Below are 17164 nucleotides of genomic sequence, written 5' to 3'. Positions count from 1 at the left end.
CGTCTGGAAGCGTTTTTTATTTCAGGCTATTAGCGACCGTGCATCGCTAAGTCACCCGGCAGATTCTTCTGCATCCTGTGCCAGATCTCACCGCTCTCGCGACCGTAGTTACGCACGGTATCAAACACCTGATCGTGAAGGCTCTGCTGGCAGATTTCCGCCAGACGATGATAGAAACCAAGCGCCAGGCTGCGGGCTTCCGGGTTAGAGAAGTAGTGCCGCCCGATACGGGTATACAGCCCTTTCATCCCGTTGAGGATCAGGCCGTAAATTGGGTTCCCGGAGGCAAATGCCAGGCCGCGGAAAATGTTGTAATCAAGATCGGCAAACGCATCGGCATGGTCTTCAACCTGGTTGGCCGTCGCCAGCACTTCCTGCGCTTTATCCGGGTGTTGGCGGATCGCCGTGCGGATAAAGATGGTTGAAATATTGGTACGCACCGACAGCAGGTTATCAATAAGCTGCGGCACGCTGTCATGATCGAGACGAGCCAGAGTTTCCAGAATATTCAGACCTGAAGTTTCCCAGAAATTGTTAACCTTGGTCGGCTTGCCGTGCTGGATAGTCAACCAGCCGTCACGGGCAAGGCGCTGTAACACTTCACGCAATGTCGTTCGGGTTACGCCAATAAGCTCTGATAATTCACGTTCTGCCGGGAGAATTGACCCCGGAGGAAAACGACTATTCCAGATGCTTTCTATAATATACTCTTCCGCGAAACCCGCTGGGCTCTGCGCCTTAATGACCATAGTAAGATTTCCATTACTCAGGTTTTGCAAATTGGACTCATCATACCAGATGCCATACGCTCCAGATAGCGGGGGCAAGGGGCAAATGCGGGATCGGTGTTGAATTTTGAGGATAAATGCCTTAACTCGGGATTTTCTGCGGCTTGATAGCCCACCCCATATAGGAGTAACCTGAGAGGTTATTTTCCTATACATCAATATAATACAACCGATAACGGTAACTTAACGATGGAAATGTCTGCCGGGCGGGCTTTGTACCGCAATTTTCTGGGTCAATCTCCTGACTGGTACAAATTAACGCTGATGCTCTTTTTAGTGGTTAATCCGCTGGTCTTTTGGTTTGTCAGTCCATTTATCGCGGGCTGGATGCTGGTTGTGGAGTTTATTTTTACGCTGGCGATGGCACTCAAGTGCTACCCGCTGCTGCCGGGCGGCCTGCTGGCCATCGAAGCGGTTATCGTCGGTATGACCAGCCCCGACCACGTTCGCGCCGAGGTTGCATCCAACCCTGAAGTCCTGCTGCTGCTGATGTTTATGGTCGCCGGGATCTATTTTATGAAGCAGCTTCTGTTGCTGTTGTTCACCCGCCTGCTGCTGGGTATTCGTTCAAAAATAGCGCTTTCGCTGGCCTTTTGCGTGGCTGCCGCTTTTCTCTCCGCTTTCCTCGATGCCTTAACCGTTGTCGCCGTGGTCATCAGCGTCGCGGTCGGCTTCTACAGCATTTACCACCAGGTGGCCTCTGAAGGCACGGAAAGCGGCAATTTGCAGGATGACAGCCGCATTAAAACCGAAAACCGCGAGGTGCTTGAGCAATTCCGCGCCTTCCTGCGCAGCCTGATGATGCATGCGGGCGTGGGAACCGCGCTCGGCGGCGTGATGACGATGGTAGGAGAACCTCAGAACCTTATCATCGCGAAAAATGCCGGCTGGCACTTTGGCGATTTCTTCCTGCGGATGATGCCGGTCACGGTTCCGGTGCTGGTTTGCGGCCTGCTGACCTGCGTGCTGCTGGAGTACTCAAAAGTGCTGGGCTACGGGCAAGTGCTGCCGGAAAAAGTGCGCGGCATTTTGCAGGAGTTTGATACCCGCAGCGCTCAGAAACGTACCCGGCAGGACAAAATGAAACTGCTGATTCAGGCGCTGATCGGCGTTTGGCTGATTATCGCCCTTGCCCTGCACCTTGCGGAAGTCGGCCTGATTGGCCTGTCGGTGATTATTCTGGCGACTTCGCTGTGCGGCGTTACCGACGAGCACGCCATCGGCAAAGCTTTTACCGAGGCACTTCCGTTTACCGCCCTGCTGACCGTGTTCTTTACCATTGTGGCGGTGATTATCGACCAGCATCTGTTTAGCCCGATAATTCAGTATGTGCTCGCCGCTTCCCCACACTCTCAGCTCTCGCTGTTTTATATCTTTAACGGCCTGCTTTCTTCGATATCGGATAACGTTTTTGTCGGCACCGTTTATATCAACGAGGCAAAAACCGCGCTGCAAAATGGCGCTATCGATATCAAGCAGTTTGAACTGCTGGCGGTGGCTATCAATACCGGTACAAATCTGCCGTCGGTGGCTACGCCGAACGGCCAGGCTGCGTTCCTGTTCCTGCTAACCTCCGCGCTTGCACCGCTGATTCGTCTCTCATACGGGCGGATGGTCGTCATGGCGCTGCCGTATACGCTGGTGCTGACTCTGGTCGGCCTGCTCTGCGTTGAATATACGCTTGCGCCCGCAACGGACTGGATGCTTGCCAGCGGCTGGTTAACCACCCCGGAAACCGTGGTTGCACCGCACTAAGGCAATTTAACGGGAAGTCCGCTTCCCGTTACATTTTTTTTCCTTATAAACATCCGATTAGTACGTTATTTTCATCTACGCTACTGGCGCAGAAAAGGATTTGGTTTACACTGCCGATTCTACGCATGCTGCAGGGAAACTGATTATGTTGCGATATTTAAACCAATGCTCCCAAGGACGTACCGCCTGGCTGCTTCTGGCCTTTACGGCGTTCGTTCTTGAAATGGTGGCATTGTGGTTCCAGCACGTTATGGGGCTGAAACCTTGTGTGATGTGTATTTATGAACGTTGCGCGCTGTTCGGCGTGATGGGCGCGGGTCTGGTTGGCGCAATCGCCCCAAAAACGCCGCTGCGCTATGGCGCACTGGCTATCTGGCTGTACAGCGCAGGGAAAGGCGTTCAGCTCGCGTGGGATCACACCATGCTTCAGCTTCATCCGTCGCCGTTTGTGACCTGTGATTTCTTTGCTCGTTTCCCGAGCTGGCTGCCGCTGGATAAATGGCTGCCGCAGGTATTTGTTGCTAACGGCGACTGCTCCGTTCGTCAGTGGGAGTTCCTGTCGCTGGATATGGTGCAGTGGCTGCTGGGGATCTTTGCCGTGTTCCTGGTGATTGCGGTTCTGGTACTGATTGGCCAGTTTTTCAAACCGAAACGCCGCGATTTGTTTGGCCGCTAATTTAGCCGCCCGCAGATAACAATAACCCACCTCTCGGTGGGTTATTTTTTTTATGAATGATCGCGTCGGTACAGCGCCCACTCGTCGATTCGTTCGCCGCCCGGTAGCAGGCAATCGGCTCGCTCGCCCTGCGGCGTTTTCACCGCAATGGATTTACCGCCTTTCTGCTGGCAGTAAACCGATGCCGGGTTCGCCATTCCGATACTGCCCGGTGGTTTTGGCGCTTCGCGCTCGGCGGTTGCACAGCCGCTTAACAGCAGCATGCCCATTATTATCGTCAGTTTTTTCATTATCCCTCCTGTGAAGAAGGAATATTAGCAGCGAGGCTGGGAAGAAGGCAAAGCCTGTTGCGCCAGCGGGCTAAAACCGGAGAAGGTCGCATTTAACGGACGATGAGCGGAAACCTGCATTGCGGATTTGCAAAAGATACAGACTGCGCCATGGGGATTTGATTCTCGGACATCGTAGGAGGAAGTGCGATACTGCGATCCGCCGCATGACGGACACTGGAATAGTAAATTCAGGATAAAACTCTCTTGTTTTTGGTTATTGAAAATCCATCCTATCACAAAATTAGTTATAAGAAGGATTTATTTATCTGCCGACTCGCATCGGCAGAAGCGGGCTATCAATCCGCCCACTCGGGCTTGTTCAGGATATGGTCCTGCCAGTCGCGAACCTCGGACTCTTTCACCGCAATATGGCGTACAGAAATACGCTCGCCGTGCATTGCAGCCTTTGAGCCGGTAATCAGCGGATGCCATTCAGGCAGCGGTTTTCCTTCGGCCAGAAGGCGGTAGGCGCAGGTATGCGGCAGCCACTCAAAGGTCGGCAGATTGTCACGCGTGAGCTTGATGCAGTCCGGCTCATATTCAAAGCGGCGGACGTAATTTTTGCACTGACAGGTTTTGATGTTGAGCTGCTTACAGGCGACGTTGGTGAAATAAATTTCGTCGGTATCTTCGTCCATCAGCTTATGCAGGCAGCACTGGCCGCAGCCATCGCACAGTGATTCCCACTCGGCGTCGCTCATTTCGTCGAGAGTTTTACTTTGCCAGAAGGGAGTGGGTGTCATAGCGGTTCCTGCATTTAAAAATTAAGCTGCACCTTATAAACAGTCTGACACCCGGATGCAAGTTTTGCCGCCCTGAAGCGGCAAATTGTTTACAGCACGCGCGTCGTCAGAGCGTGTCCGGCAAAGCTGACTTCCAGCTCGTCGCCGCTGTTTAGCGGGCCAACGCCTTCGGGCGTCCCGGTCAGGATAACGTCTCCGGCGCGCAGGGTGAAGAATTTGCTCATATAGGCAATAAGCGGCACTATCTTGTGGATCATGTCTTCGGTATTGCCCTGCTGGCGCACTTCACCGTTAATTTTCAGCTCAAGCGGCGTATTTTGCGGATCGTGAGTGAATTGCGCGGCCGGAATAAAACCGGAAATTGGGCATGAGTTATCAAAGCCCTTCGCTTTTTCCCACGGCTGGCCTGCCTTCTTCATTTTGGCCTGCAGCTCGCGCAAAGTGAGATCCAGCGCGACGCCATAACCGGCAATCGCTTTGCGCACATGCTCTTCACTCGCCTGTTTCAGGGTCGAACCAATCAAAACTGCCAGCTCAACCTCGTGATGCACCAAACCAAAGTCATGCGGCAGCGCCAGCGGCTGGCGGATGTCGCACAACGCGCTTTCCGGTTTGATAAACACCACCGGTTCGTCCGGGGTTGCACTGCCCATTTCTTTAATATGTTTGGCATAGTTGCTGCCAACACAGACTACTTTATTAACCGGAAAATCCAGCAGCGCACCCTGCCAGTTATGATGTTGATACATGCCTTTCCTCTGCGTCGTTTGTGTTAACTCAGCTTGATACTAGATAAAAATATTCCCGGTGAATACCGGGGAAGTGTTTCTAACCGTAGCTTATTTAGCAATCGCGTCCGCCATCTTGCCGATGCTGATGGCGAAGTAATAAGAGCGATTCCAGTGCATCAGAGTGCGGAAGTTGTTGAACACCAGAAACGTTCGCCCCTGGCTATCATCCGGCGTCACCAGCCAGCCTTTTTGCGAGGAGGCTGGCAGCATTAAACCGCCCGGCAGCGTTACCCCCAGTTTTTGCCAGCGGGCTACGGTTTTCCCCTGCCCCGGCCGGGTGCCCGCCAGCGCGCTGTTAAAACCGGAGGGAAGCCTGACTTCAAATCCCCAGTTGCCTCCAGAGCGCCATCCCTCGGTCACCAGATAGTTGGCCGTGGAGGCAAAAACGTCGCTGGTGTTGTTCCAGATATCAATCTTGCCGTCTCCGTCGCCGTCTTTGCCATAGCGCAGCAGGGAGCTGGGCATAAACTGGTTTTGCCCCATCGCCCCGGCCCATGAACCTTTCATCTGCTCCGCGCTAATATCACCACGCTGAATAATTTTTAGAGCGGCCATCAGTTCTTTAGTGAAAAACGCCTCGCGCCGACCTTCAAAAGCCAGCGTTGCCAGGGCGGAGATAACATCCTCTTTGCCCTGAAGCTTGCCAAAGTGACTTTCCATCGCCCATAGCGCGACAATGTAGTTACTCTGTACCCCGCTTCTGGCGCTGACTCTGGCAAGCTCTTCACGGTGCTGTAACGCCAGGCTTCGCGCCTGCTTTATTTTTGCCGGAGTAATAACCCGCTTCAGGTAATCATCGAGAGTTATTTTTTTCTCCAGCTGATTACGGTCGGATTTAATTACCCGGTCAACAAAATGAATATGGGCAAAGGCCGACTTCAGGGTGGCATTACCGATCCCCTGAGCTTTGGCTTCGGTTTTTAGTTTTGCCACAAAGGCAGGGAATTCAGCGGGGTCGCGCCCTTGTTCGGCCAGTGTGGTAACGGGCGGCGCGGGAGATGCTTTTGCCTGAGGAGTCGCGGAGGCGGCGGGTGCCGCCTCTGCTTTAGACGTTTGGCCGTAACAACTGGCAAGCATTAAGGCGCTGAGGGTCAAACAAAATGCTGAAGTTTTCATCATCCTTCCCGCGATTATTTGTTTTACACATCTTCATGCTTAATGCCCGGAAAAGATTTACCGGCAGTCCGAATTTTATTTTTTAGGACTATTTTCCAGGTGCATTGTCAGCAAACTTTCAATCGGCGGCGGCAATTGCAAATAATAACCTTCACTTTCCAGTGCCTGTTTAACTTTTCCCAGATCGGCGTTAACCAGTTTCTTACTGCCATCCAGCGGCAGCAGCATCGACAGCACGGGTTTACCAAAGCCTTTCATCAGTTCTTCCGGCACGCGGGAGAAATCGTCCTTTTTTTCGACATAAAGATAAGTCTGGTCACGTTTGGTACTTCTGTAGATCACACAAAACATTTTTTTTACTCTATTTTCGCCAGCTTGTGGCTTGCCTGAATATAAGCTGGACTATAACATGCCTGGTGTACTTCGGAATATCGTCCCACAATTGTGGGGATTGAAACTGAATTGAGTAAGGCCAGGATGTCAAACACGCCAATCGAGTTAAAGGGCAGCAGTTTTACCTTATCTGTGGTTCATTTGCATGATGCACAACCCGAGGTTATTCGCCAGGCTCTGGAAGACAAAATCGCCCAGGCGCCGGCGTTTTTAAAAAATGCCCCGATAGTGGTTAACGTCGCCAGCCTCGATGGTTCCGTCAACTGGAAAAAAGTACAGCAGGCCGTGACCTCCACCGGCCTGCGAGTGGTGGGGATCAGCGGCTGTAAAGATGAGGCTTTAAAAGCCGAAATCGAGCGGGCTGGCCTGCCATTATTAAGTGAAGGAAAAGAGAAGGTTGTCAGAACGCCAAAGGCTGCCCCCGCTGAGCCGGTAGTGGTCGCTGCGCCAACTGTTACTCCTGTCACAAAAACACGCTTAATTGATGCCCCCGTGCGTTCCGGGCAGCGCATTTATGCGCCAAACTGTGACCTGATTGTGACCAATCATGTTAGCGCCGGTGCAGAACTGATAGCAGATGGTAATATTCATATCTACGGCGTGATGCGTGGCCGTGCGCTGGCCGGTGCCAGCGGCGAACGTGATGCACAAATATTTTGTACTAACCTGGTAGCAGAGCTGGTCTCTATAGCGGGCGAATACTGGCTGAGTGAGCAGATCCCAGCCAATTATTATGGAAAAGCGGCCCGCCTGAGCCTGGCGGGTGGCGCACTTTCCGTTCAACCTTTGAATTAAGCCCTTTTAACAAGGAAATCCTTTATGGCACGCATTATTGTTGTTACATCGGGTAAAGGGGGCGTCGGTAAGACCACGTCCAGCGCGGCCATCGCTACGGGTTTGGCCCAAAAGGGAAGAAAAACCGTGGTTATCGATTTCGACATCGGCCTGCGTAACCTCGACCTGATTATGGGTTGTGAGCGCCGCGTGGTGTACGACTTCGTTAACGTTATTCAGGGTGACGCGACGCTTAACCAGGCGCTGATCCGCGATAAACGTACCGAACAGCTTTATATTCTGCCTGCTTCACAAACCCGCGATAAAGACGCACTGACCCGCGAAGGCGTGGCCAAAGTGCTGGAAGACCTGAAAAACATGGACTTCGAGTTTATCGTTTGTGATTCCCCGGCAGGCATCGAAACCGGTGCGCTGATGGCGCTCTATTTTGCGGATGAAGCGGTTATCACCACCAACCCGGAGGTCTCCTCGGTGCGTGACTCAGACCGTATTCTCGGCATCCTTTCTTCCAAATCCCGTCGCGCTGAAAACGGTGAAGATCCGATTAAAGAGCACCTGCTGTTAACCCGTTACAACCCGGGCCGCGTCAGCAGAGGCGACATGTTGAGCATGGAAGATGTGCTTGAAATTCTGCGTATTCCGCTGGTCGGGGTTATCCCGGAAGACCAGTCGGTGCTGCGCGCGTCTAACCAGGGCGAGCCGGTTATTCTTGACGCCGAGTCTGATGCGGGTAAAGCCTACTCAGATACCGTTGAACGCCTGCTCGGAGAAGAACGCCCTTTCCGCTTCATTGAAGAAGAGAAGAAGGGTTTCCTGAAACGCCTGTTCGGAGGATAAGTTATGGCATTACTCGACTTTTTTCTGTCACGAAAAAAGAACACCGCCAACATCGCCAAAGAGCGTTTACAGATTATCGTGGCCGAGCGCCGTCGTAGTGATGCAGAGCCGCACTACCTGCCTCAGCTACGCAAAGATATTCTTGAGGTGATTTGTAAATACGTGCAGATCGACCCGGAAATGGTCAGCGTACAGCTGGAACAAAGGGACGGTGATATTTCGATCCTGGAGCTGAACGTTACGCTGCCGGAAGCGGAAGAAGCAAGCAAGTCTGCCTGAATTAAAAAAAACCCCCTGCATTTGTCAGGGGGTTTTATTTTTCAGAGATCGCTAAAATCTTATTAAGATCTTTCTTAGCAACACCCTGCCAATATATTTCAACCTGAAAATAATACTGTGATTATTTCCAGGTGACGAGACTTTCTTAATAATCAGCCAGCAGTTTTGTTAACGCCTCGGCCATTAATTCAGCGCGCCAGCCGCTAATTAATTCCGGCTCAACGGCCTGTGGCTTCAATTTCCAGTGCCAGTTCAGCAGCTGGTTTATTTGGCGGCGTGAAGCCAGCAGCTCGGCGCTAAGCCCTTTTGCTTCGCTAACTTCCTGCACCAGCGCCTTGATAGCTTTAAATACCCGGCGGTAACCCGGCATATCTACCAGATTTTGTAACGGCTCCGGCAATTCACTCTCAGGCAACGCCTGAGCTTCGGCTACCATCGCCACCAGCGCTTTACCGTGGAAGCGGATTTCGCTGCCGCTAAGGCCCAAAGCGTCCAGCTCTCCGAGCGAGCCAGGCATATAACGCGCAACCTGCCAGAGATTTTCCTCGCGTACCACGAAGTTGACCGCCATATCGCGCTCGCGCGCCTTACGCAGACGCCAGGCCGCCAGCTTTTTGAGGCAGGCAAGCTGGCGAGTGCGCAGCTGCCACGCGTTGCTAATTTCGCGCCATGCCTCTTCCGGATCCAGCTGATCGCGACGGCGAGTACACATCAGGCGGCATTCATCCAGAGCCGCGCTCATCCAGCCTGCCGCTTCGGTTTCTGCCATCAGCTTTTGCGCGATCGGCAGCAGGTAAAGCACGTCCGCTGCGGCATATTCACACTGGCGCTCGGTCAGCGGGCGTGCCAGCCAGTCGGTGCGGGATTCGCTTTTGTCCAGCGCGATGCCGGTATATGACTCAACGATGGTAGCGAAGCCGCAGGAGAGCGGGCGCCCGGTGAATGATGCAAGAATTTGGGTATCGATAAACGGATCCGGCAACATGCCAAAAGCGTTCAGGAAGACTTCGAGATCTTCGCTACCGGCGTGCAGGTATTTAACCGTATCGGGATCCTGCAGAAGCGCTTTAAACGGCGACCAGTCGCTAATGGCTAGCGGGTCTATCAACGAGGCCTGCTGGCCGTCATAGAGTTGGATCAGGCCCAGCTGCGGGTAATAAGTACGGGTGCGGACAAATTCGGTGTCCAGCGCCAGCGCGGGGAACTGACGAGCGGCCTGGCAGACGGCGGCCAGTCCTTCATCGGTAGTAATCATCTGGTAGGTCAAATTCAGTTCTCTTAGGTTGCGCCCATAAAAAATGCCGGCGAACCGGCATCAGGACGAGTGACTTGGAGCTCAGGCGTTATTGTTGCCTGTCTTGCTCGCTTCGTCACGTAGTTCTCGTCGTAAAATCTTCCCGACGTTAGATTTAGGCAGTTCCGTGCGGAATTCTACCAGTTTAGGCACCTTATAGCCGGTCAGCTGGCGGCGGCAGAAGGCAATCAGCGCCTCTTCGGTCAGGGCCGGATCTTTTTTCACCACGAAGATTTTTACGTTCTCGCCGCTAACGCCAGCAGGAACGCCCACGGCGGCAACTTCCAGCACGCCTTCGTTCTGCATCACCACATCTTCGATTTCGTTTGGATAAACGTTAAACCCGGAAACGAGGATCATGTCTTTTTTGCGGTCAACGATGTTCATAAAACCTTCGTCGTTCATTACCGCAATATCACCGGTGCGCAGCCAGCCATCCTTGAGGATCTCATCGGTCTCTTTAGGGCGCTGCCAGTAGCCAAGCATCACCTGCGGGCCTTTAACGCACAGTTCGCCAGGCTCGCCCGGCGGCACTTCGTTGCCTTCATCATCAATGAGCTTCACGTCGGTTGACGGCACGGGCAGGCCGATAGAGCCGCTGTGGTAATCAATGTCGTGCGGGTTTGCGCTGACCAGAGGCGCGCACTCCGTCAGCCCGTAGCCTTCAAGCAGGTAACGGCCGGTAAGCTTTTCCCAGCGCTCGGCAACGGCATGTTGAACCGGCATCCCGCCGCCTGCCGAAAGATGCAGGCTGGAGAAGTCGAGCTGCTGGAAATCTTTATTATTCAGCAGCGCGTTAAAGAGCGTGTTTACGCCGGTCATGGCGGTGAACGGATATTTCGCCAGCTCCTTCACCAGGCCCGGAATATCACGCGGGTTGGTGATTAGCAGGTTTTGCCCGCCGATGTCGATAAACAGCAGGCAGTTAATGGTCAGAGCAAAAATGTGGTACAGCGGCAGCGGGGTCACAACCAGCTCTTTACCCTCGTGCAGCAGCGGGCTGTATGCCGCCCTCACCTGTTCGAGATTAGCCAGCATGTTGCGGTGGGTAAGCATTGCGCCCTTCGCCACGCCGGTGGTGCCGCCGGTATATTGCAGGAAGGCAAGATCGTCATTGAGGATCTCAGGCTTGATGTACTGCATGCGGTAGCCGCTTTGCAGCGCCCGGCGGAAGGAAATAGCGTGTGGCAGATGGTATTTTGGCACCAGACGCTTAATGTACTTCACCACAAAGTTAACCAGCGTGCCTTTTGCCCCGGAGATTTGATCGCCAAGCCGGGTCAGGATCACATGCTTAACCTGCGTTTTTTCGACAACTTTTTCCAGCGTGTGGGCAAAGTTCGACACTATCACGATAGCGCTGGCACCGCTGTCGTTCAGCTGGTGCTCCAGCTCGCGCGGGGTATAAAGCGGGTTAACGTTAACCACCACCATTCCGGCACGTAAAATACCAAATAGCGCCACCGGATATTGCAGCAGGTTTGGCATCATCAGCGCTACGCGGTCGCCTTTCTTAAGACCCAGCCCCTGCTGTAAGTAAGCGGCAAACGCCCGGCTACGCTCTTCCAGTTTACGGAAGGTCATCACCTCACCCATATTGATAAAGGCGGGCTTATCGGCATAGCGAGTCACGGCCTGCTCAAACATATCAACCAGGGATTGATAGCGATCGGGATTTATTTCAGCCGCAACGTCGGCCGGGTAGCGGTTAAGCCAAACCTTATTCAAGGATCCACCTCTGAAATTATTATTTGTCGTCATCACAACCCCAGGCAACACACATTTCGTTAACATAATATTAACTCAGCGTACCAGTTTATTAATTAGCCTGATTAAAGGTTGCGAAGCGCATCACTAAATTTTTTCATCCGTCCTGGATAAAAACAAACAGCGGCCAGGCCGCTGTTTGAAAGTATTTTTAAAACAACAGATTATTCGGTTACAACGGTTTGCACCTGTGCGGGCCCCGGGTTATACCATCCGCCCCACATGCCGTAGTGGCCGCGGTACGGATAAGGGCCGCCCCAGAACCATGGGTCGATTGGCTGCGGCGGCATCACCACCTGCTGGGTAACGTTCCAGCGTTTATAGCCGATGGCCTGCATGGTCATAAACTTATAAGGCGTCTGGCCGATTTTGCCCTCGGTGGTGCCGGTAATTGGCCCAACTACGGTCACCAGCTGGTTGCGGAAGTCTACCGGATCGAGGAAACCGATCACGTCCGCATAAATGCGGCCATGAGAAGGCTCGTTCAGGGCCGGTCGGGCACCTTCATCCAGGCTAACGGTGGCAATCTCCAGACGGGTTTTCCCCTTCAGATTATCCACATTGACCACCCGACCACCGAAGCGAGCTTCCTGCCCTACATAAAGATTTGGAGCGCTCATTACCGCCGTCAAATCTTGCTGAGGCGTCGCGGAAGTCCCTTTAATGGCATCCGGCACGCTAACGCAGCCGCTTAAAACCAGCGCTGCCGTGGCGGCAAGCAGCCAACTGCACTTTTTAACATTACGAACAGCCATACCTCATCTCCTTACCTCTGCCCCGTTCAGGGCGCGGGCATTACTCTCTGCCGGGAAGCTTTTTCCAGGTCACTTCATTGCGCAGATAGACCGGCTCGGCGTGCTCAACGGCGACGGTTTGCCCGGCGTTGAAGGCCAGCAGCGCGAGCGGCAGCATATCTTCCGCTTCGGGCAGCGTGGTTTCACCGTCCTGCAATACAAGCCCGCTATCCTGAGCCATATCAGGCCAGGCCTGCCAGCCTGTACCGACTGTAGCCCAGCTCCCGCTGAGTTGTTTCAACCGGGCGGCAACGGCGTCCGGCTTAAGCACGGCTTCACTTTCTTCACCGTGCCAGACGCCCTGCTCGTCTCGCTGATATTCGGCCCAGTAAACTTCACCCATGCGGGCGTCGATAGCCGCCAGCACGCGGGTCGCCCCGGTACGGCGGAACGCACCCTGTGCCATTGTGGCAAGCGTCGATACGCCAATCATCGGCAGTTCGGCACCCAGCGCCAGTCCCTGCGCAATACCAATACCAATTCGCACGCCGGTAAAACTCCCCGGGCCGCGCCCGTAGGCGAGTGCGTCCACATCAGACAAAGTAATTTCGCCCTGGTTCAGGATGTCCCGCACCATTGGCAAAATTCTTTGAGTATGCTCGCGCGGGCAGAGTTCGAAATGGGCGTACGACGCCGCGTCGTTTTGCAGGGCAACAGAACAAGCTTCTGTTGCGGTATCGATGGCTAAAATTCGCATGGACTTGCCAACCTCTGGCGGAGATAAGGTCAAAAAACGGCGCGCATCATACCACAGCCTGGCACAAATTACTGCCGGGCTGTGGCATTGAGGAACTCAACTGCCTGATTTATGTCCCGCGTGCGGGGCGTCGGCGGCAGGCTATTGAGGAAAACCGCGCCATAAGGACGCATTACAAGGCGGTTGTCGCAGATAACCAGCACGCCTCTGTCTTCCACGTCGCGGATCAGGCGGCCAACACCCTGTTTTAGCGTGATAACCGCATCCGGTAGCTGGACGTCGTCAAACGGCTCGCCGCCGCGCAGGCGGCAGTCTTCCATGCGCGCTTTAAGCAGCGGATCTTCCGGCGAGGTAAACGGCAGTTTGTCGATTATCACCAGCGAGAGCGCGTCGCCTCTTACGTCAACACCTTCCCAGAAGCTGCTGGTCGCCACCAGCAAAGCATTACCGGCCTCAACAAACTGCTGTAGCAGCTGCCCTTTGCTGGTTTCGCCCTGTAACAGCACCGGCAGCGTCATGGTCGCACGGAACTGCTCGGCCAGGTCCCGCATCATCGCGTGGGAGGTACACAGCATAAAACAGCGCCCGTTGTTGGCTTCGATAAGCGGGCGCAGCAGGTTTGCCAGATGGCGAGCGCCGTGCGGCTGGTTTGGCGTTGGCAGCCCGCGAGGCACGCACAATAGCGCCTGCTTTGCATAATCAAACGGGCTTGCCAGCAGCAGCGTTTCCGCCTCTTCTATCCCCAGACGCTCGGTGAAATGGCTCATTTTGTCATTCACCGACAGCGTGGCCGAGGTGAATATCCAGCAGCCGGACTTCTCTCGAATCACTTCTTTGAACTTGTCGGCGACGGAAAGCGGCGTTAACGCGAGAGTAAAATGGCGCGAGTTGCATTCGTACCAGTAGCTGTAGCCCGGCTGGTTAATCTCTTTCAGGCGCTTGATGCGCCCGCGGTAAACTACCGCTCGCTCGAAGGCGGCATCCAGCAGCGCTGAGCGCCCAAGGGAGAGCTTCGCCACATCGTAGCAAAGCTCCAGCGCGTCATCTAACAGCAGCAGCGCACGCTGAATGGTAGGTTCGGCCAGCAGCTCGCGCAGGTTGCCCCGGTAGCCGGGGTCGCCGAGCTGGAGCCGGAAGTCCTGGGTACGCTGCGCCAGGCTGTCGGCGCTTTTTTGCAGTTGCTGAGCGTCACGCACCTCGGTGCGGTAGGCAATTGAGATATCTTTGGCAAGGTCCAGAAGCTGGCGGCTGGAGATCGACTGGCCAAAATACTGGCTGGCGATATCAGGAATTTGGTGCGCTTCATCGAAGATAGTGACTTCTGCTTGCGGGATAAGCTCCGCAAAACCGCTCTCTTTCACCACCATATCGGCCAGATAGAGGTGATGGTTTACCACCACTACGTCGGCATCCATCGCTTTTTTGCGCGCCTTCACCACAAAGCAGTCCTGATACTGCGGGCAGTCCTGCCCCAGGCAGTTATCGTTGGTGCTGGTGACCATCGGCCAGACGGTGGAATCCTCGGCTACCGAGCCGCAGGTGCTGATATCGCCGTCTACGGTTTCAATCGCCCAGTTGCGCAGATGAACAACGTCGCTTAGCGCCTGTACCGGGAGATCGCCCCCCGCCAGCGCCTGCTGTTCAAGCCTTTCAAGGCAAAGATAGTTGGAGCGGCCTTTCAGCAACGCCACGCGCCCGTTGAATTTCAACGCGCCCGAAATGGTTGGCAGGTCGCGGGAGAACAGCTGATCCTGTAACGCCTTGGACCCGGTGGAGATAATGACTTTTTTACCAGAGCGCAGCGCGGGAGCAAGATAAGCGTAGGTTTTACCCGTCCCGGTTCCCGCCTCGACTACCAGCTCGCTGCCGGCTTTAATTGCTTTGCTTACCGCCTGCGCCATCTCGCGCTGGGCCTCTCGCGGCCTGAAGCCGGGGATCACCGTAGCCAGTTGGCCGTCTGCTGCAAAATCGTCCGTCACGTTACCCCCTGGTTAAATTGCCAGTGATTATGTCAGCCCCGGCCCGGTTAATCCAGCAAGCCGGTGGAACCCAAAGCGGGATTGTGGCAGGCTGTGCACCACATATCGTTTGTTGTTAAGGAGTTGCCATGAGTATTGTGCGTATAAAACCTGAAGCCCGCTGGTCTGATGCTGTTATTCATAACCAGACCCTGTACTACACCGGCGTACCTGAAAACCTCGATGCCGACGCCTACCAACAGACGGCCAATACCCTGGAACAGATAGACACCCTGCTGGCAGAACTGGGGAGCGACAAAACGCGCATTCTCGATGCCACCATTTTCCTGCCGGACGGCGCGGATTTTGGTGCGATGAATAAAGCGTGGGATGAGTGGGTGGTGGCAGGTCAGGCGCCGGTACGCTGCACCGTACAGGCTAAATTGATGAACCCGCGTTACAAAGTGGAAATCAAAATCATCGCAGCGGTGTAACGCAGAGCCGTTGAGGCCCGGCTAGTCCTGCGGGTCTTCTTCTTCGTCGTCCTCGTCTTCAAAACGTGCGACGACGTTACCGCCGGTATGGGAGGCACGGATTTCACTGGCAACAAGAGCGATAGCTTCGCCGCTGCTCATGCCATCGGCCATCAGTTCGTGAATACGATCGACAGCCTGCTGCTGCTGTTCGTGGCTAAGTGCCGGTAATCCTGAAATCATGTTGAACTCCTGTTACATTGCACAATCCGCCATTTTACGCCGCATCCACCTACACCACCAAGATGAAAGTTATGATGTTTCCTGCTTTTCATGAACTTTGCTGGCAACCTGACGCCGTACAACACTATTTTCGCCCCCTCGCTCATCAACCGTGGGCGATGATGTTGCATTCTGGTTTTGCCGACCACCCGCATAACCGTTTTGACATTATGGTGGCAGAGCCGCTTGCCACCCTGGTGACCCGCGGGCAGCAAACCGTTATTAAACAGCATGGCAGCACGACGACGCACGAAGATTGCCCCCTCGCCCTGCTGCAAAAAACTCTGGACGGTTTCGGACTTAAGGCTCAGCCCCGACCGGATATTCCTTTTTGCGGCGGCGCGCTGGGGTTATTGGGTTACGATCTTGGCCGCCGCTTTGAAAAGCTGCCGACAACCGCCGGGCAGGACTTATGCACGCCGGATATGGCGGTGGGCATTTATGACTGGGCGCTGATTGCCGACCACCAGTTACAGCGGCTGACGCTGGTAAGCTGGGGAGATATAGACAGCAGGCTTGCGTGGCTCAACTCGCTCTCCGGGCCTGAGGCAGACGAACCTTTCCGCCTCACCGGCGAATGGCAGTCGAATATGTCCCGCGAGGAATACGGCGTGAAATTCCGCCGGGTTCAGGAATATTTACGCAGCGGCGACTGCTACCAAGTCAACCTCGCCCAGCGCTTCAGCGTTGGCTATGAGGGCGACGAATGGCAGGCTTTTGAGAAGCTCAACCTGGCAAACGGAGCGCCTTTCAGCGCATTTCTACGCCTGCCGGAAAGCTGCATTCTTAGCCTCTCACCGGAGCGCTTTGTGCTGCTGGAAGGTCAACAAATTCAGACTCGTCCCATCAAAGGTACGTTGCCGCGCCTGCCCAGTCCTGACGCGGATGCAGAACAGGCCCGCAGGCTGGCCAACTCGCCAAAAGATCGAGCCGAAAACCTGATGATTGTCGATCTGCTGCGCAACGATATTGGCCGCGTGGCGGTGCCGGGCAGCGTGAAAGTGCCGGAGGTATTCGTGGTTGAACCCTTCCCGGCGGTTCACCATTTGGTTAGCACCATTATCGCCGAACTTCCTGCTACGCTTAGCGCCTGCGATTTGCTTAGGGCCACTTTCCCCGGCGGGTCCATTACCGGGGCGCCAAAAGTCCGTGCGATGGAAATTATCGAGGAACTTGAGCCGCAGCGCCGCAATGCCTGGTGCGGCAGCATCGGCTACATTAGCTTCTGCGGCAATATGGATACCAGCATAACCATCCGTACGCTCACGGCAGAAGGCGGGAAATTATACTGCTCTGCCGGAGGCGGTATCGTCGCCGACAGTAACGAAGCGGCGGAATATCAGGAAACCTTCGATAAAGTTAACCGCATCCTGCCCCTACTGGAGAAATAATGC

20 protein-coding genes are annotated in these 17164 nt (G+C 54.6%); 7 read left to right on the top strand and 13 right to left on the bottom strand.

Annotation, left to right across the window (positions count from 1 at the left end; genetic code table 11):
- Window positions 1-29: 29 nt before the first annotated feature.
- Window positions 30-749, bottom strand: a complete 720-nt coding sequence (gene fadR, locus FOC35_RS18285) for a fatty acid metabolism transcriptional regulator FadR (RefSeq protein ID WP_016536869.1) — start codon at window positions 747-749, stop codon at window positions 30-32.
- A gap of 228 nt (window positions 750-977) precedes the next feature.
- On the opposite strand from fadR, the gene nhaB reads away from it, so the two are divergent.
- Together nhaB and dsbB are read left to right on the top strand one after the other, a co-directional pair.
- Window positions 978-2543 (top strand): sodium/proton antiporter NhaB, encoded by a 1566-nt coding sequence (nhaB, locus tag FOC35_RS18280; RefSeq protein WP_172569734.1) that lies wholly within the window; start codon window positions 978-980, stop codon window positions 2541-2543.
- A 145-nt stretch (window positions 2544-2688) separates the two neighbouring features.
- A complete protein-coding gene (gene dsbB / locus FOC35_RS18275) occupies window positions 2689-3219 on the top strand; it encodes a disulfide bond formation protein DsbB (RefSeq protein ID WP_016536872.1) in 531 nt (176 codons plus the stop codon).
- 50 nt (window positions 3220-3269) lie between these two features.
- Here dsbB and FOC35_RS18270 read toward each other — a convergent pair whose 3' ends face one another.
- From FOC35_RS18270 to FOC35_RS18250, 6 genes are all read right to left on the bottom strand, one after another.
- Window positions 3270-3509 (bottom strand): DUF333 domain-containing protein, encoded by a 240-nt coding sequence (locus FOC35_RS18270; protein ID WP_016536873.1) that lies wholly within the window; start codon window positions 3507-3509, stop codon window positions 3270-3272.
- A 24-nt stretch (window positions 3510-3533) separates the two neighbouring features.
- On the bottom strand, window positions 3534-3776 hold the full coding sequence (locus tag FOC35_RS22800; protein ID WP_371810769.1) for a hypothetical protein: 243 nt from the start codon (window positions 3774-3776) through the stop codon (window positions 3534-3536).
- 71 nt (window positions 3777-3847) lie between these two features.
- Window positions 3848-4294: a YcgN family cysteine cluster protein gene (locus FOC35_RS18265; RefSeq protein WP_016536875.1), complete on the bottom strand. Its 447-nt coding sequence runs from the start codon at window positions 4292-4294 to the stop codon at window positions 3848-3850.
- 89 nt (window positions 4295-4383) lie between these two features.
- Window positions 4384-5043: a fumarylacetoacetate hydrolase family protein gene (locus FOC35_RS18260; protein WP_172569733.1), complete on the bottom strand. Its 660-nt coding sequence runs from the start codon at window positions 5041-5043 to the stop codon at window positions 4384-4386.
- Window positions 5044-5133: 90 nt separating this feature from the next.
- Entirely contained in the window at window positions 5134-6201 is a 1068-nt protein-coding gene (locus FOC35_RS18255; RefSeq protein WP_172569732.1) for a lytic transglycosylase domain-containing protein, read from the bottom strand.
- 75 nt (window positions 6202-6276) lie between these two features.
- Window positions 6277-6552, bottom strand: coding sequence for a YcgL domain-containing protein (locus FOC35_RS18250; RefSeq protein ID WP_172569731.1), 276 nt, complete (start codon window positions 6550-6552; stop codon window positions 6277-6279).
- Window positions 6553-6678: 126 nt separating this feature from the next.
- Between FOC35_RS18250 and minC the strand changes: the two genes are divergently transcribed.
- Genes minC through minE form a run of 3 tightly spaced genes read left to right on the top strand, consistent with a single transcriptional unit; the run spans window position 6679 to window position 8505 of the window.
- A complete protein-coding gene (minC, locus tag FOC35_RS18245) occupies window positions 6679-7389 on the top strand; it encodes a septum site-determining protein MinC (RefSeq protein WP_172569730.1) in 711 nt (236 codons plus the stop codon).
- 24 nt (window positions 7390-7413) lie between these two features.
- Window positions 7414-8226 (top strand): septum site-determining protein MinD, encoded by an 813-nt coding sequence (gene minD / locus FOC35_RS18240; RefSeq protein ID WP_016536880.1) that lies wholly within the window; start codon window positions 7414-7416, stop codon window positions 8224-8226.
- Window positions 8227-8229: 3 nt separating this feature from the next.
- Window positions 8230-8505 (top strand): cell division topological specificity factor MinE, encoded by a 276-nt coding sequence (gene minE / locus FOC35_RS18235; protein WP_016536881.1) that lies wholly within the window; start codon window positions 8230-8232, stop codon window positions 8503-8505.
- A gap of 145 nt (window positions 8506-8650) precedes the next feature.
- Here the strand turns inward: minE and rnd are convergent, their stop codons facing one another.
- The 5 genes from rnd to FOC35_RS18210 all read right to left on the bottom strand — a co-directional run bounded on the left by rnd (window position 8651) and on the right by FOC35_RS18210 (window position 15036).
- Entirely contained in the window at window positions 8651-9772 is a 1122-nt protein-coding gene (gene rnd, locus FOC35_RS18230; protein WP_115586359.1) for a ribonuclease D, read from the bottom strand.
- Between the two features lie 69 nt (window positions 9773-9841).
- Window positions 9842-11527 carry a long-chain-fatty-acid--CoA ligase FadD gene (fadD, locus tag FOC35_RS18225; RefSeq protein ID WP_172569729.1) on the bottom strand — a complete coding sequence of 562 codons (1686 nt, stop codon included), beginning with the start codon at window positions 11525-11527 and terminating at the stop codon, window positions 9842-9844.
- Between the two features lie 203 nt (window positions 11528-11730).
- Window positions 11731-12321: a Slp family lipoprotein gene (locus FOC35_RS18220; protein ID WP_172569728.1), complete on the bottom strand. Its 591-nt coding sequence runs from the start codon at window positions 12319-12321 to the stop codon at window positions 11731-11733.
- A 40-nt stretch (window positions 12322-12361) separates the two neighbouring features.
- Window positions 12362-13057, bottom strand: a complete 696-nt coding sequence (gene tsaB, locus FOC35_RS18215) for a tRNA (adenosine(37)-N6)-threonylcarbamoyltransferase complex dimerization subunit type 1 TsaB (RefSeq protein WP_172569727.1) — start codon at window positions 13055-13057, stop codon at window positions 12362-12364.
- Between the two features lie 68 nt (window positions 13058-13125).
- The gene (locus FOC35_RS18210; protein ID WP_172569726.1) at window positions 13126-15036 is read right to left on the bottom strand and encodes an ATP-dependent DNA helicase; all 1911 of its coding nucleotides are present in this window, start codon (window positions 15034-15036) and stop codon (window positions 13126-13128) included.
- A gap of 128 nt (window positions 15037-15164) precedes the next feature.
- Between FOC35_RS18210 and FOC35_RS18205 the strand changes: the two genes are divergently transcribed.
- Window positions 15165-15509, top strand: a complete 345-nt coding sequence (locus FOC35_RS18205; RefSeq protein WP_172569725.1) for a RidA family protein — start codon at window positions 15165-15167, stop codon at window positions 15507-15509.
- A 21-nt stretch (window positions 15510-15530) separates the two neighbouring features.
- On the opposite strand, the gene FOC35_RS18200 is transcribed toward FOC35_RS18205, so the two are convergent.
- Window positions 15531-15731 carry a YoaH family protein gene (locus FOC35_RS18200; RefSeq protein WP_016536888.1) on the bottom strand — a complete coding sequence of 67 codons (201 nt, stop codon included), beginning with the start codon at window positions 15729-15731 and terminating at the stop codon, window positions 15531-15533.
- Window positions 15732-15802: 71 nt separating this feature from the next.
- On the opposite strand from FOC35_RS18200, the gene pabB reads away from it, so the two are divergent.
- Window positions 15803-17161, top strand: a complete 1359-nt coding sequence (pabB, locus tag FOC35_RS18195; protein ID WP_172569724.1) for an aminodeoxychorismate synthase component 1 — start codon at window positions 15803-15805, stop codon at window positions 17159-17161.
- Window positions 17162-17164 lie beyond the last annotated feature (3 nt).

Source organism: Cedecea sp. FDAARGOS_727 (assembly GCF_012273235.1).
GTDB lineage: Bacteria > Pseudomonadota > Gammaproteobacteria > Enterobacterales > Enterobacteriaceae > Cedecea > Cedecea davisae.
Note: the sequence above shows the minus strand (reverse complement) of the source record. Positions and strands in the feature narration are given on the sequence as shown.

What these genes read in the sequence shown, in the direction of transcription:
- fadR (WP_016536869.1), bottom strand. Translation starts at nt 749, where the DNA reads ATGGTCATTAAGGCGCAGAGCCCAGCGGGTTTCGCGGAAGAGTATATT.
- nhaB (WP_172569734.1), top strand. Translation starts at nt 978, where the DNA reads ATGGAAATGTCTGCCGGGCGGGCTTTGTACCGCAATTTTCTGGGTCAA.
- dsbB (WP_016536872.1), top strand. Translation starts at nt 2,689, where the DNA reads ATGTTGCGATATTTAAACCAATGCTCCCAAGGACGTACCGCCTGGCTG.
- FOC35_RS18270 (WP_016536873.1), bottom strand. Translation starts at nt 3,509, where the DNA reads ATGAAAAAACTGACGATAATAATGGGCATGCTGCTGTTAAGCGGCTGT.
- FOC35_RS18265 (WP_016536875.1), bottom strand. Translation starts at nt 4,294, where the DNA reads ATGACACCCACTCCCTTCTGGCAAAGTAAAACTCTCGACGAAATGAGC.
- FOC35_RS18260 (WP_172569733.1), bottom strand. Translation starts at nt 5,043, where the DNA reads ATGTATCAACATCATAACTGGCAGGGTGCGCTGCTGGATTTTCCGGTT.
- FOC35_RS18255 (WP_172569732.1), bottom strand. Translation starts at nt 6,201, where the DNA reads ATGAAAACTTCAGCATTTTGTTTGACCCTCAGCGCCTTAATGCTTGCC.
- FOC35_RS18250 (WP_172569731.1), bottom strand. Translation starts at nt 6,552, where the DNA reads ATGTTTTGTGTGATCTACAGAAGTACCAAACGTGACCAGACTTATCTT.
- minC (WP_172569730.1), top strand. Translation starts at nt 6,679, where the DNA reads ATGTCAAACACGCCAATCGAGTTAAAGGGCAGCAGTTTTACCTTATCT.
- minD (WP_016536880.1), top strand. Translation starts at nt 7,414, where the DNA reads ATGGCACGCATTATTGTTGTTACATCGGGTAAAGGGGGCGTCGGTAAG.
- minE (WP_016536881.1), top strand. Translation starts at nt 8,230, where the DNA reads ATGGCATTACTCGACTTTTTTCTGTCACGAAAAAAGAACACCGCCAAC.
- FOC35_RS18220 (WP_172569728.1), bottom strand. Translation starts at nt 12,321, where the DNA reads ATGGCTGTTCGTAATGTTAAAAAGTGCAGTTGGCTGCTTGCCGCCACG.
- tsaB (WP_172569727.1), bottom strand. Translation starts at nt 13,057, where the DNA reads ATGCGAATTTTAGCCATCGATACCGCAACAGAAGCTTGTTCTGTTGCC.
- FOC35_RS18205 (WP_172569725.1), top strand. Translation starts at nt 15,165, where the DNA reads ATGAGTATTGTGCGTATAAAACCTGAAGCCCGCTGGTCTGATGCTGTT.
- FOC35_RS18200 (WP_016536888.1), bottom strand. Translation starts at nt 15,731, where the DNA reads ATGATTTCAGGATTACCGGCACTTAGCCACGAACAGCAGCAGCAGGCT.
- pabB (WP_172569724.1), top strand. Translation starts at nt 15,803, where the DNA reads ATGATGTTTCCTGCTTTTCATGAACTTTGCTGGCAACCTGACGCCGTA.